Annotated in this window: 12 protein-coding genes; 7 read left to right on the forward strand and 5 right to left on the reverse strand. The window is 72.3% G+C overall.

The window, feature by feature from the left end; genetic code table 11:
- Positions 1-39: 39 nt before the first annotated feature.
- Positions 40-2,031 carry a galactose-binding domain-containing protein gene (locus tag OHA81_RS05265; RefSeq protein ID WP_443056749.1) on the reverse strand — a complete coding sequence of 664 codons (1,992 nt, stop codon included), beginning with the start codon at positions 2,029-2,031 and terminating at the stop codon, positions 40-42.
- A 451-nt stretch (positions 2,032-2,482) separates the two neighbouring features.
- Here OHA81_RS05265 and OHA81_RS05270 point away from each other — a divergent pair, with 451 nt between their 5' ends.
- Complete coding sequence (locus OHA81_RS05270) at positions 2,483-3,148, forward strand: molybdopterin-dependent oxidoreductase (RefSeq protein ID WP_329202003.1); 666 nt, start codon at positions 2,483-2,485, stop codon at positions 3,146-3,148.
- Positions 3,129-3,743, forward strand: a complete 615-nt coding sequence (locus tag OHA81_RS05275; RefSeq protein ID WP_443056446.1) for a cytochrome b/b6 domain-containing protein — start codon at positions 3,129-3,131, stop codon at positions 3,741-3,743. The genes OHA81_RS05270 and OHA81_RS05275 overlap by 20 nt, the downstream gene beginning before the upstream one ends.
- A gap of 117 nt (positions 3,744-3,860) precedes the next feature.
- On the opposite strand, the gene OHA81_RS05280 is transcribed toward OHA81_RS05275, so the two are convergent.
- Both OHA81_RS05280 and OHA81_RS05285 read right to left on the reverse strand, forming a co-directional pair.
- Positions 3,861-5,429, reverse strand: a complete 1,569-nt coding sequence (locus OHA81_RS05280; protein ID WP_443056447.1) for a hypothetical protein — start codon at positions 5,427-5,429, stop codon at positions 3,861-3,863.
- 184 nt (positions 5,430-5,613) lie between these two features.
- Positions 5,614-5,808: a hypothetical protein gene (locus OHA81_RS05285; protein ID WP_136211500.1), complete on the reverse strand. Its 195-nt coding sequence runs from the start codon at positions 5,806-5,808 to the stop codon at positions 5,614-5,616.
- A 190-nt stretch (positions 5,809-5,998) separates the two neighbouring features.
- Between OHA81_RS05285 and OHA81_RS05290 the strand changes: the two genes are divergently transcribed.
- Both OHA81_RS05290 and OHA81_RS05295 read left to right on the forward strand, forming a co-directional pair.
- On the forward strand, positions 5,999-6,961 hold the full coding sequence (locus OHA81_RS05290; RefSeq protein WP_329193246.1) for a fibronectin type III domain-containing protein: 963 nt from the start codon (positions 5,999-6,001) through the stop codon (positions 6,959-6,961).
- A 151-nt stretch (positions 6,962-7,112) separates the two neighbouring features.
- Positions 7,113-9,128, forward strand: coding sequence for an ATP-binding protein (locus tag OHA81_RS05295; protein WP_329193248.1), 2,016 nt, complete (start codon positions 7,113-7,115; stop codon positions 9,126-9,128).
- Between the two features lie 155 nt (positions 9,129-9,283).
- Here the strand turns inward: OHA81_RS05295 and OHA81_RS05300 are convergent, their stop codons facing one another.
- A complete protein-coding gene (locus OHA81_RS05300) occupies positions 9,284-9,469 on the reverse strand; it encodes a DUF5999 family protein (RefSeq protein WP_136211506.1) in 186 nt (61 codons plus the stop codon).
- Between the two features lie 155 nt (positions 9,470-9,624).
- On the opposite strand from OHA81_RS05300, the gene OHA81_RS05305 reads away from it, so the two are divergent.
- Together OHA81_RS05305 and OHA81_RS05310 are read left to right on the forward strand one after the other, a co-directional pair.
- Positions 9,625-10,062, forward strand: a complete 438-nt coding sequence (locus tag OHA81_RS05305) for an SRPBCC family protein (RefSeq protein ID WP_329193250.1) — start codon at positions 9,625-9,627, stop codon at positions 10,060-10,062.
- Positions 10,063-10,129: 67 nt separating this feature from the next.
- A complete protein-coding gene (locus tag OHA81_RS05310; protein WP_329193252.1) occupies positions 10,130-10,714 on the forward strand; it encodes a hypothetical protein in 585 nt (194 codons plus the stop codon).
- Positions 10,715-10,768: 54 nt separating this feature from the next.
- Here the strand turns inward: OHA81_RS05310 and OHA81_RS05315 are convergent, their stop codons facing one another.
- Complete coding sequence (locus OHA81_RS05315; RefSeq protein WP_329193254.1) at positions 10,769-11,998, reverse strand: acyl-CoA dehydrogenase family protein; 1,230 nt, start codon at positions 11,996-11,998, stop codon at positions 10,769-10,771.
- Between the two features lie 219 nt (positions 11,999-12,217).
- On the opposite strand from OHA81_RS05315, the gene OHA81_RS05320 reads away from it, so the two are divergent.
- Positions 12,218-12,862 carry a TetR family transcriptional regulator gene (locus OHA81_RS05320; RefSeq protein ID WP_329193255.1) on the forward strand — a complete coding sequence of 215 codons (645 nt, stop codon included), beginning with the start codon at positions 12,218-12,220 and terminating at the stop codon, positions 12,860-12,862.
- Positions 12,863-12,886 lie beyond the last annotated feature (24 nt).

Consider the following 12,886-nt stretch of genomic DNA (forward strand, 5'->3'; position numbering starts at 1 on the left):
GTCGTACGCGTTCGCCGCCGGGACGCATGCCGCGCGTGGTCAGCTGCTGTAGACGCCGACCTCGTTCAGGGAGTAGCCCCACTGCGTGCCGCGCCCCTGCCCGTGGATGCGGACGTAGCGGGCCGGGACGCCGGCGAACAGGGCGGTGTCCAGGCCGCCGTCACCGGTGGTGGTGGACCAGACCGTCTGCCAGTCGGTGCCGTCGGCGGAGGTCTCGATGCGGTAGGCCCTGCCGTACGCGCGTTCCCAGTCCAGGGTGACGCGCTTGACCAGCTTGGAGGAGCCGAGGTCGACGCTGAGCCACTGGTCGTCGCTCCAGCCGCTGGCCCAGCGGGTTCCCCGGTCGCCGTCGACGGCCCGGCCGGGCGCGTAGCTGGTGAACGGGTTCCACTCCGAGGCACTGGCCGTCGCCGCCGCACCCGCGGCGAGGTTGGCCCCGGCCTGGTGGTGTTCGGACGCGCCCCACGTGCGGAGATACGATTCGGCGCCGCGGAAGAGGTCGTCCACGATGCCCTGTCCCCCGACGATCCGGATGTCCTCGATCCAGTCCGGGACCAGGCCGTAGTGCGCGGCTCCGTCGGTGTTGAGGTCCCAGGTGCGCTGTCCGGCGGTCTGCCGGTCGATGACGGAACCGCCGTCGGTGCTGCGGAACGGGTAGGTGACGGGGTTCGGGGTGTTGGCGCCGCGCGGGCCGGGCCAGCCGCCGACGCCGTTCATGTCGGTGCCGTAGCCGTAGCCGACGCCGTACTTCTCGCGCAGGGCCTGCGTACGCTTGGCCTCCGCGGTGAAACCCTCGGAGCCGTTCATGTACTGGGCGGCGAAACCTCCGAGCTTGTAGAGCCGCTCGGTCCAGCCGAGGTCCATCCAGCTGTGCGAGGAGATCACGCCCGGGTAGGACTCGGTCTCCAGGATGTCGAAGGCCTGCCCGGCGGCCTTGACGCTCATGTGGTCGACTTCGAGCATCATCTTGCGTTTCATCATGCCGCGCACCGCGTACTCGCCGAGTGCCGTCAGGCCCCTGGTGTTGCACTGGGCGTCGGCCGCGTACGACGGAACGCTGACGCCCGGCGGCAGTTCCTTCTGCGCCTGCGGCGCCGGGGCCAGGCCGATGGGGTTGTCGTGCTGCGGGCCGGCGCACTTCTCGGTCTGCCAGAAGGTGCCCGTCGACAGGAACTGTCCGACGTTGATGGCCGTGCCCAGGGCGCCTCCGTCGAAGCGGACGCCGCAGAGGGCGTTGTCGAACTTGTGGCAGAGGAACATGCTGCGGACGCCGAGGCGGTAGAGCTCGTCCAGGCCCCGGTCGACGTCCGCCTTGCTGCACTGGGCGACGTCGAGGATCTGCTTGCAGCCGAACGGCTCGGAGGTCTCGACGCCGAGGACGACGGCGAGCTTGCCCTGTTTGACGACGTCACGGGCCTGGGCGGAGTCGGTGACGATGCGGAACCAGCCCTTTCCGGGGCCGCCGTACATCTTGTCGATGAAGGCCTGCATGTCGTACGTCTTCTGCGCTTCGAGGCGGATGGCGTCCATCTCGTTGCAGCCGCGGTCCTTGAAGAAGTAGACCGAGCAGATGACCCCGTTGGTGACGAGGTCGTTGACGAGCACCCGCTGGCCGCCGCGCCAGGCGCGTTCGATCCAGGCGTAGTAGTTCTGCTGGTGGGTCAGGGAGTCGTGGGCGGGCCAGTCCTTGAAAGTGGGCCAGCCGGTGGGGTCGTGCTTGCCGTCGCCGCCCTTGGTGATGAAGTCGAAGACGGCGAGCGAGCCGTCGGGGTAGTGCTCGGGGCAGTCCTTGAGGGCGTCGGCGACACCGAGGTCGGAGAAGGCCTTGCCGCAGATGAGGCGGCCGCCGAAGCCCTCGTTCGCCATGATGTGGTCGTGGGCGTCGACGAAGCCGCGTACGTTGCCTTGCGCGTCGGTGCCCTTGAAGGGCTCGCCGGTGACGTTGACGGCGGAGTCCGGCGCCGGCCGGGCTACGGGGTCCCACCAGCCGGGGTCGGCCGCGGCGGCCCCTTGGGTGGGGCCGAGGACCATGGCGAGCATGGCCAGGAGCAGGGACAGGACCGCGATCGGCCTGCCTCCGCTGTGCGGCTGTCGGGTCACGGTGATCACCATGTCTCCGGTCGGCGGACGGCGGGTGGATTGTCATGTCCCGCGCAAGGTCAACCGAGAATCCCGACTGCCGCCACAAGAGTCAATAGTCCGGGACGATTGACCTGACGGCCCGTCGGTTCCAGGTGTGCCGACGCCCTGCCCGGCCGAGCCGGAGCCCCGCCGGGCAGGGCCTCGGCTCCTGCCCGGCCGGGGCGGCCTTCGCAGCCGGATGTGACGGAAGTCTGACGACGCGCCGTTTCCCCTGGTGGCCGGCGCCGGGCGATGGTCGAATCGGTGCGTGAGCACAGAGCAGACCGGCCCGACACCGCCACTCGCGGACCCCGACCCCGACGAGACCGGCACGCCCCTGGGCCGACGACTGGTCCTCGGCATGGTCGGGCTCGGCGCCGCCGGGCTGCTGGGTGCGCCCGTTCTGCAGCGCGCCCTGGAATCCGCACTCGGCGCGGCGGCCGACAAGGATCCGACGGGCCTCACGGGGCTGCTGCCGAACGGCGGCGGGTTCCGGTACTACTCGGTCGCCTCCTCGGTGCCCGAACGCGGTCCCGCCGACTACCGGCTGACCGTCGACGGCCTGGTCGAGCGCCCGGCCACGTACGATCTCGACGCGCTGCGGCGGCTCCCGCAGACCCGTGTGGTGCGGGACGTCCAGTGCGTCACCGGCTGGCGCGTACCGGGTACCGCCTTCGAGGGCGTCCCGGTGTCACGGCTGCTCGACGCCGCAGGCGTACGGCCGCAGGCGCGCGCCATCCGGTTCAGCTGCTTCGACGGCGCCTACACCGAGAGCCTCACCCTCCCCCAGGCGCGCCGGGACGACGTGATGGTGGCCTTGCGGATGCAGGACGAGCCGCTGGGCCACGCCCACGGCGGGCCGGCACGGCTGTACGTGGCCCCGATGTACTTCTACAAGTCCGCGAAGTGGCTCTCGGGCATCACCGTCACCGACGAGGTGGAACCCGGCTACTGGGAGCGGCTCGGCTATGACGTCGACGCGTGGGTCGGCCGATCGAACGGACGCGATGATGCCCCTACTGTCTGAAACGCCCGTGCGGGTACGCCGGTTCGGCAGGGCCCAGCGGTGGGTCCACCGCGCCACGGCCGTCCTGATGGGCGTGTGCGTGGCCTCCGCGGGGTGCCTCTACCTGCCGCAGCTCGCGGAGCTGGTGGGGCGCCGCCGTCTGGTCGTCACCGTTCACGAGTGGTCGGGGCTGCTGCTGTTGGTCCCGGTCCTGTTCGGCCTGGCGTCCCGTGCCCTGCGCGCCGACCTCGGCCGCCTGGGGCGGTTCGGTCCGCACGACGGGGTGTGGCTGCGCAGCGCCCTGCGGCGGAGTGGCGAGCGGCCGGCCGGGAAGTTCAACGCCGGGCAGAAGGTGTACGCGGGCTGGCTGGCCGGGGCGGTGCTGGTGATGCTGGGCACCGGGCTGCTGATGTGGCTGACCGGGCTCGCCCCGCTGGTCCTGCGGACCGGTGCCACCTTCGTGCACGACTGGCTGGCCCTGACGCTGGGCATCGTCGTCGCCGGGCACATCGGCATGGCCCTGCGCGATCCGGAAGCCCGGCGCGGCCTGCGCACGGGTTCCGTCGACCGGCGTTGGGCGGAGCGCGAACACCCGCTCTGGCGGCACGGCGGGTGACGGGCGGCACGCCACGGACACGGGGCAGCCCACCGCCCGCCACCCGCCCCCCGCCCCCCGCCCCCCGCCCCCCGCCGGACCGTCCTACCCGCCGCCCGGCGCCCGCCGCCCGGCCCGTCAGCCTCCGTCGCGGACCGCGACGATCCCGTTGAACACGCCGACGTAGGCCGTACCGTCGGGACCGAGCGTGATCGGCGCCCAGTTGTTGTCGTACAGGGGTCCGGTGCCGGTCAGCTGACGCCAGCGGCGCTCACCGGTGCGGAAGTCCACCGCCGTGAGGTACCAGGCGTCGATGCCCCAGACGTTGGGCTCCTTCTCGTAGAAGTACAGCAGCCCGTTGCCGGTGGACAGTTTGGGTACGACGGAGGGAGAGCGGACGGCGCTCTGCCAGACCGTGTCGCAGCCGCTCCCGTCGGGGCGGACGTCGATGCGGCTGACTCCCCCGACGACCGACTTGCCCAGCAGCAGGCTGGTGGGGTTCTCGTAGCCGTAGTTGTTCTCGACGATGATGCTGTTGCCCCAGGTGATCAGGGAGTTGTCGGTGGTGGAGGCGCCGGAGCCGAACACCGGGACCTTGCAGACCAGCCGCCGGTCCGCCGGGACGTCCACCCCCCGCCGGTAGACCAGTACGTTCATCCGGTCCGCGGCGTTGTCGGTGATGGCGACGTAGCCGTCACCGAAGAGGTCCGGGGTGGTGCCGGAACCCTGGTTGACGGAGCCGGGTTTGGTTCCCGTCCCGCGGTCGTACGTCTGGCGCCACTGGACTTCGGGGGTGCCGTCGGCGGCGGCGCGGAAGCTGTACAGCGCGTGGTCCGTGACGATGGAGACGCCGTCCTCGGCGACGGAGAAGGAGTTCTGGATCTCCTCCCCCTGGAGCCGGATCGAGCGGATCTGCGAGGTGGCCGGGTCCACCGTGCCCACGCGTCCCTGACGGGTGACCCACCAGATGCGGCCGTCCCAGTCGGGCATCACGGAGGTGACGGGATCGCAGGTGCCGCTGGGCCACAGGCTGGTCCAGCCGACGCAGTCGTGCGGGACCTGCCCGGTGAGGTCCCAGTCGGCGTCGACGGTGAACTTCCAGCTGCCGTCGGGGTTCTGGGAATGGGCGAGGCGCAGGATGTGCTGGCGGGAGTCGGCCAGCACGGCGCGGTCCTGGTCGTCCAGGTAGAAGTAGGCGCCGCCCGAGGTGTCCTTGAAGATCTTCGAGAAGTCGAGGGAGGTGATGGTCTCGACGGTGGAGGAACGCTGCGGGAGCTGGTGTTCGGCCAGGGGGGCGAGGGTGTGCGGATCGAGGAGTTCGACCTTGAAGCCGGAGAAGGTGCCGCAGACGGTGACCAGCCGGCCGGCCTTGTCGAAGGTGGTGGTGGCGCATTCGCCGCCCAGAGCGGCGATCTTCTCGCTGCTCACCTCCGGGTTCTTGCCGAGCGGCCCGGACCAGGGCGAGGTGGCACTGCCCGCGGCGTCGGAGTGCATGCCGCTGCGGCCGTTGGGCGCGAGGTAGGGGTGCTGCGGCGGGGCTTGGCCGGGCAGCGCGACGGCGGCGGCCGGGGCGCCGTCGTACTGGCTGACCAGGCGGTGGCCGGGGGTTTGGGGTATCTCCTCGGCCTGCGCCGGTGAGATCCCGTACATCGCCACGAAGACGGCGACGGCGGGGACCGCGGCGCAGTTCAGCGCTCTTCGGAACATCCGGACTTCCTCCGTTCCCATCGGTTGTGTTGACACCACGTCTGACATCGCGCCGCCGCCAGACGCTAGGTCGAACCGTGGGAGGAGTCCATGGAGGAGCCGGATGATTCACGAACGCGCAACAGTCGGTCGCCGGGCGCGATCCAGGGACCCTGGGGCCCCGGGATCCGGGGTTCCGGGGGTTTCAGGGGTTGAGGCCGGAGACCACGCTCGCCGTCGCGGCGAGCCCGCTGTGGATGGTCGCGGCGATGCTGCTGCTCGCGAGGTAGAAGCCGAGCAGGACGCAGACGAGTGCGTGGGAGAACTTGAGGCCCCCGCCGCGCAGGAAGATCCACGCGAGGACGAGGAGCAGGACGATCACGGAGAGGGAAATCACCATCGAAGCCTCCTTCGGGCGCCGCCATGGTGGCGCAGAGGAGGGGCCCTTCGGGCGAAACACGCGTCCGCCGTACGGGTGTTGACCCTGTGTGACCCACCTGAGGTGTACGGCGCCCGGGACTTGCCGGGCCGCGTCGGGCCGTGCCATATATGTCTAGACCTTTACGAGCAGGCGGCGGAGGGCGTTCCCCGTGCGAGATCCCGCGAGACACCCCCTGGGGCGGACCACCGCCGCGCTCGCCCTCTGCCTGGCCCTGAACGCCTGCTCGGGAGGCGGGGCACGGTCGCCGCGCACCCCGGTCGGCATCACCGCCCAGGCCGGCAGCGCGACTTCCGTCCACGTGATGTGGGAAGCCGCCTCGGGCGGGAGCGCCGTGACGGGTTACCAGCTGTTCCAGGCGGACCGGCTGGTCCGGGACCTGCCCGCCGACAAGACGATGGTGGACGTCACCGGACTGAGCCCGCTGACCGCCTACGCCTTCGCCGTCCGGGCCAAGGACGCGGCCGGGCACCGCTCCCCCCTCAGCGCGGCCGCCCGCGTCACCACGCCGGCCGCCCGGGCCGAGGACCACCGGGCGCCCACCGCCCCGGCCACCACCACCGGCCGTGCCGAAGGCCCCCGGACGGCCCGGCTGAACTGGGCGCCGGCGAGCGACGACACCGGCGTGACGGCCTACGACATCTACCAGGGCGGCGTCCGGATCCACACGGCCGGCCCCGGCGAGACCTCCGCCACCCTGACCGGCCTCCAGCCCGGCACCCGCTACGGCTTCACGGTCCGGGCCCGGGACGGCTCCGACAACTCCTCCCCGGACGGCCCCCTCGCCGAGGTGACCACGGCCGCCGACCCGGCCCGGGGGCCGGACACCGCGCCGTCCGGCTTCACCGCGGCGGCGTCCCCGGGCACCGTCACCCTTTCCTGGACTGCTCCCGACACCGGGCAGGAGACCACCGAGTACCAGCTCTACGTCAACGGACAGCCCGTCACCGTCATCCAGTTCGGGGCCGGTGCGGTTCCCCGTGGAACGGTGGTGCACCGGCTGACGGTGACCGAGCCGGCGGGTACGGTCTGGTCCCTGAAACTGCGGGCCAGACTGCCCGACGGCAACTGGGGCGCCTTCACCCCCGAGCGGCGGACCGTCCTCGCCGGCTGAGCGGTGAACTTGAGATCCGGTGGTGATTCCGACGCGAACGGCGTGGCCGTGAAAGAAGATCACGCACAATACATCCGTGTTCGGTGAGTACTCGGTCAACAACAATCAGGCACACTCCGCAGGTAGCGCCCCTGGGCCAGACCCTCGCGCCGTGCCGGGAAACCTGCCGCCGGAACCGGCCGGGTTCATCGGACGGGAGCGCGAACTGGGTGATATGTCGGCGTTGTTGGGCCTGCACCGACTGGTCACCCTCACGGGTGTCGGCGGCGTCGGCAAGTCCCGGCTGGCCCTCCGGGCCGCCGCGAGCGGACGGCCCCGGCGCGACGGGGTCTGGTGGGTCGAGCTGTCACCGCTGCGCGATCCCGGCCTGCTCACCACCACCGTGGCGCACGCCGTCGGACTCGCGGACCACTCCGCGCGCCCCCTGGACGAGGAACTGTGCGCGTGGATGGCCGACAAGGAACTGCTCCTGGTCCTCGACACCTGCGAGCACCTGATCCCCGCATGCCGCCACCTCGTCGGTGAACTGCTGCAGTCCGCGCCCGGTCTGACGGTGCTCGTCACCTCCCGCGAACCGCTCGGCAGCCCCCGCGAGGTGGTCTTCGAGGTCCGCCCCCTGCCCTGCGAGGAACCGGACAGCGACGCCCTCGCCCTGTTCCGCGCCCGCGCCGAGGCCGCGATGCCCGAGACCGCCGAAGCGTTCCGGGACCCCGAACGGATGTTGCTGGCGGCCGAGGTGTGCCGCAGGCTGGACGGGATCCCGCTCGCCCTGGAACTGGCGGGCGCGCGGATGCGGTTGTGGACGCTGGAGCAGATGGTGCGGCGGCTGGACGCGCGGTTCGAGGTCCTTGCCGACACGCATGCGCTGCTGCCCCGCCACCAGACCCTGCGGACCGCGATCGGCTGGAGCCACGAGCTGTGCGCCCCGGTGGAACGGTTGCTGTGGGCCCGGCTCTCGGTGTTCACCGGGGACTTCGACGTGGCCGCCGCCCGGACGGTCTGCGCGGGCGGCCCGCTGCCCGCCGCCAGGGTGGAGCGGGTACTGGCCGCTCTGGTGGCCAAGTCCGTGGTCCGGCGGACCGAGGAGCGCGGCGCGGGAGCCCGGTACCGGATGCTGGACACGATCCGCGAGTACGGGCGCGACTGGCTGGCCGAACTCGGGGAGGTGCGCACGGTCGCGGACCGGCACGCCCACTGGTACGCGGCGCTGTCCCACGCGGCGGAGCGGGGCTGGCTGGGCCCGGGGCAGGTCGACTGGTACCGCAGGATGAGCGCGGAGCACGCGCAGGTGCGCACGGCCCTGGAGCACCTGCTGCGGACCGATCCGGCGGCGGCCCAGGAGATGGCCGGGGCGCTCTGGTTCTTCTGGTTCGCCTGCGGCCACGTCCACGAGGGCCGCGGTTTCCTGGAACGGGCGCTCGCCTGCGGCCCCCGCACCGGGCCGGCGTACACCCAGGCGGTGTGGACGCTCGGCCTGACGGCGCTGCTCCAGGGCGACATGGACGCGGCCGAGGAGCTGGGCCGGCGGTGCGCCCGCGAGGCGGCCCGGCTCGGCGACCCCGAACCGGAGCTGCGCGCCGCCTACTTGCGTGCCGTCTCGGTGATGATGCCGGGCGACCCGGTGGGGGCGCTCGCGCTGGCGGGACCCCGGGCGCGGGCCGCCCACGGCGGCCGGACGGACGGGACGGGCTGGCTGCTGTGCCGGCTGGCCTCCGGCTACGCGCTCTGCGACGAGCGGCGGTTCGAGGAGGCGGCCGAGGAGGCGCGGGGGCTGCGCGAGGCGTGTGCGGAGCTGGGTGAGCGCTGGCTGAGGGCCTACGCCGACTACATCCTGGCCGTCGCGGCGCTGGGCGTCGGCAACCACGGGGAGGCGGCCCGCCACGTACGGGCCATGCTGTCCGGCAAGCGGCTGCTGGGCGACCGCTTCGGCATCGCGCTCGGCCTGGACGTGCTCGCGGCGGCCGTGGCGGGGCTGGGCGACGGCGAACTCGCGGCGCGCCTGCTGGGGACCGGGCACGCCTGGTGGCGCACCGTGGGGCGCCCGCAGATGGGCTCCCCGTCCCTGACGGCCCTGCGGGACGAGGGCGAGCGGCAGGCCCGCGCGGCGATCGGCGACGCCGCGTTCGAGAGCGCCTTCCGGGGCGGCGCGGCGGCGGCCACCGCATGAGCGCGGGCCGCCGCGGTCCCCGTCTCCCGTAGCGTCAGGCAGGCCGCCGTCAGTACGGGAGGGGCCTGCCCGACGGGGTGCGCAGGTCCAGGTCTCGGGGGGCGGGCTTGGGGACGGGCTTGCGGATCAGCTGCTGGCGCATGCTGCCTCCTGGCTCAGACCAGGGCCGGTCGGCGGGGCTCCACCGTACGGCCGTCGGGGAGCAGCTCCCCGGTGTCGTCGAACACCACCAGACCGTTGCACAGCAGGCTCCAACCCTGTTCGGGGTGGAAGGCCACCGTGCGGGCAGCGTCGTGATCGGCGCTGTCGGCGGACGGGCAGGGGGGCTGGTGGGAGCACATGGCGCACCTCCTCGCAGTGTGGGGCGGGAGGGCCGGTGGTCACCCGGTCTGATCCGCGATCCACGGTGGCGGTGAGTATTACTGATCGCCGCCCCCTGACGGAACCCATATTCGCGGTCGAGTTCACGGTGTGTATGCCCGATTACCATGCGCTCATGCCGCCGATCCGGATCGTTCACCGCACTCGTCTGCCGGCCGCCGAGGCCTGGCTGAGGCTCACGGACTGGGCGCGCCACGGGGCGCAGGTCCCCTTCACCCGCACGACCGTCGAAACGGCGCCGCCCACGCGCGTCGGAACGCGCTTCACGGCGCGCACGGGAGTGGGGAGGGTCACCTTCGACGACCCGATGGAAGTCACCGTCTGGCGGCCGCCGACGACGGGTTCGGCGGGGCTGGTGCGTCTCGACAAGCGCGGGCGCGTCGTCCTGGGCTGGGCGGAGATCGAGGTCAGGCCGCTGGGGCCGGCCGGCGCTGAGGTGCACTGGCGCGAGGAACTGCGGGTGCGGGGGCTCGGGCGGTTCTTCGACCCGGCGCTGGCGGTCGCCGGCCGGCTCCTGTTCGGCCGCGCCCTCGCCCGGTTGCTGCGTTCCTGACAAGTCGGGCTAGGGTGCCGTGATCACCGCGCCCGGTGATGCCACCACGTCTTCCAGGGGAACCTCCATGGCCACTCCGCCACCGCAGCAGCAACAGGGCGCCGTCCCGCAGAACCCGTACGGCACGGCGCCCCAGCAGGGCGCGGCCGCGCAGCACAACCCGTACGCGCAGCAGCAGCCGCAGCCGCAGCAGGGGATACCGCACGGCAACCCCTACGCCGCCTACCAGCAGCAGCCCCAGTACCCGCAGCAGCCCGGGTACGCGTGCCGCGTGTGCGGCGCCCAGCCGGCCGCGCCCGGTACGGTGCGCGGGCACCAGGGTCTGGTGCTGATGATGCGGTTCCTGAGCACGCACGGCCCCTTCTGCCGTGACTGCGGTACCGCCGTCGTGCGCGACATGTCGGCGAAGACCCTGTGGCAGGGGTGGTGGGGTCCGGCCTCGCTGTTCATCACGCCGCTGACGGTGCTGGTCAACCTGGTGCCCCGGTCCGCCTTCCGCAAGCTCGCCCCTCCGGTGGGCGGCTTCCGGCCCCCGCTCGACCCGGGCAAGCCGCTCTGGCAGCGGCCCGCCGCGCTGGTCATCGCCGCACCGATGGTCCTGGTCGCGCTGGCGATCGTCGCGCTGGTCGTGATCGGCGCCGCGACCAGCTGAACGACGGCCGCCCCGTCCCCCGCGCGGGGGACGGGGCGGCCGCAGGCCCTGGCCCTAGCGGATCGGCATCCCGGAGAGCGTGCGGGCGATCACCAGGCGCTGGATCTCGCTCGTGCCCTCGAAGATGGTGTAGATGGCACTGTCTCGGTGCATGCGCTCCACCGGGTACTCCCGGGTGAACCCGTTGCCGCCGAGGATCTGCACCGCCTGGGCGGTGACCTTCTTGGCGACCTCGCTCGCGAAGAGCTTCGACATCGACCCCTCCGCCGAGGTGAACGGCTTGCCCGCCACCGCCATCCAGGAGGCCCGCCACACCAGCAGCCGGGCCGCGTCGATCTGCGTGCGCATGTCCGCGAGCTGGAAGGCCACGCCCTGGTTGTCGATGATCGGACGGCCGAACTGGGTCCGGGCCATCGCGTAGTCGAGGGCGACTTCGTAGGCGGCGCGCGCCGTGCCGACGGCCATGGCGCCCACGGCCGGGCGGGATGCCTCGAAGGTGGCCATGGCGGCGTTCTTGAGCCGCTCGCCGCCGCCCGCCTTGGCGCGCTCCCGGGCCCGCGCGAGGCGCTCGTCCAGCTTGTCCTTGCCGCCGAGCAGGCAGGAGCCGGGGACGCGGCAGTCCTCGAGCACCACCTCGGCGGTGTGCGAGGCGCGGATGCCGTGCTTCTTGAACTTCTGCCCCTGGGACAGGCCGGGGGTGTTCGGCGGCACGATGAAGGACGCGTGGCCCTTCGTGCCCAGTTCGGGGTCGACCACGGCGACGACGATGTGGACGTTGGCGATGCCGCCGTTGGTCGCCCAGGTCTTGGTGCCGTTCAGCACCCACTCGTCCTTGGCCTCGTCGTAGACGGCGCGGGTGCGCATCGCCCCGACGTCGGAGCCGGCGTCCGGCTCGGAGGAGCAGAAGGCGGCGACCTTGACATCGGTCGCGTCGCCGTACATCTGGGGGATCCAGGTGCCGATCTGCTCCTCGGTGCCGTTGGCGAGGACGCCGATGGCCGCGAGGCCGGTGCCGACGATCGACAGGGCGATGCCGGCGTCACCCCAGAAGAGCTCCTCCATCGCCATCGGGATGCCGAGGCCGGTCGGGTCGAAGAACTGCTGGGCGTAGAAGTCGAGGGAGTAGATCCCGACCTTGGCCGCTTCCTGGATGACGGGCCACGGGGTCTCTTCGCGCTCGTCCCACTCGGCGGCCGCGGGGCGGATCACGTCGGCGGCGAACCCGTGGATCCAGTCGCGCACCTGCTTCTGGTCGTCGTTGAGCTCCATGGTGAACTCCGCCATGTCCCCTCCAGCTGTTTCACGTACGTACCCGTCACCGTCACCGGCAGGCCGTTACCTGCGGTAACCAGCCACGGCGCCAGTCTGTTACCGACGAGTAAGCACTGTCAAGCGGGGCGCCGACCGGCCACGGGAGCACCTCCGGTTCGATCGGCAGGGTGTGCGGGGTGTTACGTTGCGTGGGCGTCACGCACATCGCAAGGGCGGGGAGACAAACACGTCATGGAGACCACGCAGCAGGCCGGCGAACCGGGAGCGGCCGAGCGCCGCAGGCGGGAGCTGCTCGAAGCGGCCGACCGCGTCGTCCTCAGGGACGGACCCAAGGCTTCGATGAACGCCATCGCGGCCGAGGCGGGCATCACCAAGCCCATCCTCTACCGCCACTTCGGCGACAAGGCCGGCCTCTACCAGGCGCTCGCCGTCCGGCACACCGACGCCCTGCTGGACTCGCTGCGGGCCGCACTGGACGCCCCGGCCGAGCGCCGCAGCCGGGTGGAGTCCACGCTCGACACCTACCTCGCGGCCATCGAGGCCCGGCCGCAGGTGTACCGGTTCCTGATGCACCCCGCGGAGGACTCCCAGTCCGCCGAACGCGGCTTCGACGTCGGCCTGCACTCGGCCCCGCTGCTGCGCCGCCTCGGCGAGGAGCTGGCGCAGGTCATCGGCGAACGCGTCGACCTCGGCCCGGGCTCCGAGCGCCTGGCCCGGGTGTGGGGTCACGGCATCGTCGGCATGATGCACGCGGCGGGCGACTGGTGGCTCGGCGAACGCCCTTGCGAACGCGCCGAGTTGGTGGCCGCGCTGACCGACCTGCTGTGGGGCCGCCTGGCCACGGCCGGCAACCGCCTGGGCGGGCCCGGCTTCTGAGTGCGGCCCGGTCCCGGCCGCGGC

Origin of the sequence: Streptomyces sp. NBC_00667 (assembly GCF_036226825.1) — a bacterium.
Classification (GTDB): Bacteria; Actinomycetota; Actinomycetes; order Streptomycetales; family Streptomycetaceae; genus Streptomyces.

Excerpts from the sequence above, each read along its gene's own strand:
- OHA81_RS05265 (WP_443056749.1), bottom strand. The coding sequence starts at position 2,031 with ATGGTCCTCGGCCCCACCCAAGGGGCCGCCGCGGCCGACCCCGGCTGG.
- OHA81_RS05270 (WP_329202003.1), top strand. The coding sequence starts at position 2,483 with ATGGTCGGGCTCGGCGCCGCCGGGCTGCTGGGTGCGCCCGTTCTGCAG.
- OHA81_RS05275 (WP_443056446.1), top strand. The coding sequence starts at position 3,129 with ATGATGCCCCTACTGTCTGAAACGCCCGTGCGGGTACGCCGGTTCGGC.
- OHA81_RS05280 (WP_443056447.1), bottom strand. The coding sequence starts at position 5,429 with ATGTTCCGAAGAGCGCTGAACTGCGCCGCGGTCCCCGCCGTCGCCGTC.
- OHA81_RS05285 (WP_136211500.1), bottom strand. The coding sequence starts at position 5,808 with ATGGTGATTTCCCTCTCCGTGATCGTCCTGCTCCTCGTCCTCGCGTGG.
- OHA81_RS05300 (WP_136211506.1), bottom strand. The coding sequence starts at position 9,469 with ATGTGCTCCCACCAGCCCCCCTGCCCGTCCGCCGACAGCGCCGATCAC.
- OHA81_RS05305 (WP_329193250.1), top strand. The coding sequence starts at position 9,625 with ATGCCGCCGATCCGGATCGTTCACCGCACTCGTCTGCCGGCCGCCGAG.
- OHA81_RS05310 (WP_329193252.1), top strand. The coding sequence starts at position 10,130 with ATGGCCACTCCGCCACCGCAGCAGCAACAGGGCGCCGTCCCGCAGAAC.
- OHA81_RS05315 (WP_329193254.1), bottom strand. The coding sequence starts at position 11,998 with ATGGCGGAGTTCACCATGGAGCTCAACGACGACCAGAAGCAGGTGCGC.
- OHA81_RS05320 (WP_329193255.1), top strand. The coding sequence starts at position 12,218 with ATGGAGACCACGCAGCAGGCCGGCGAACCGGGAGCGGCCGAGCGCCGC.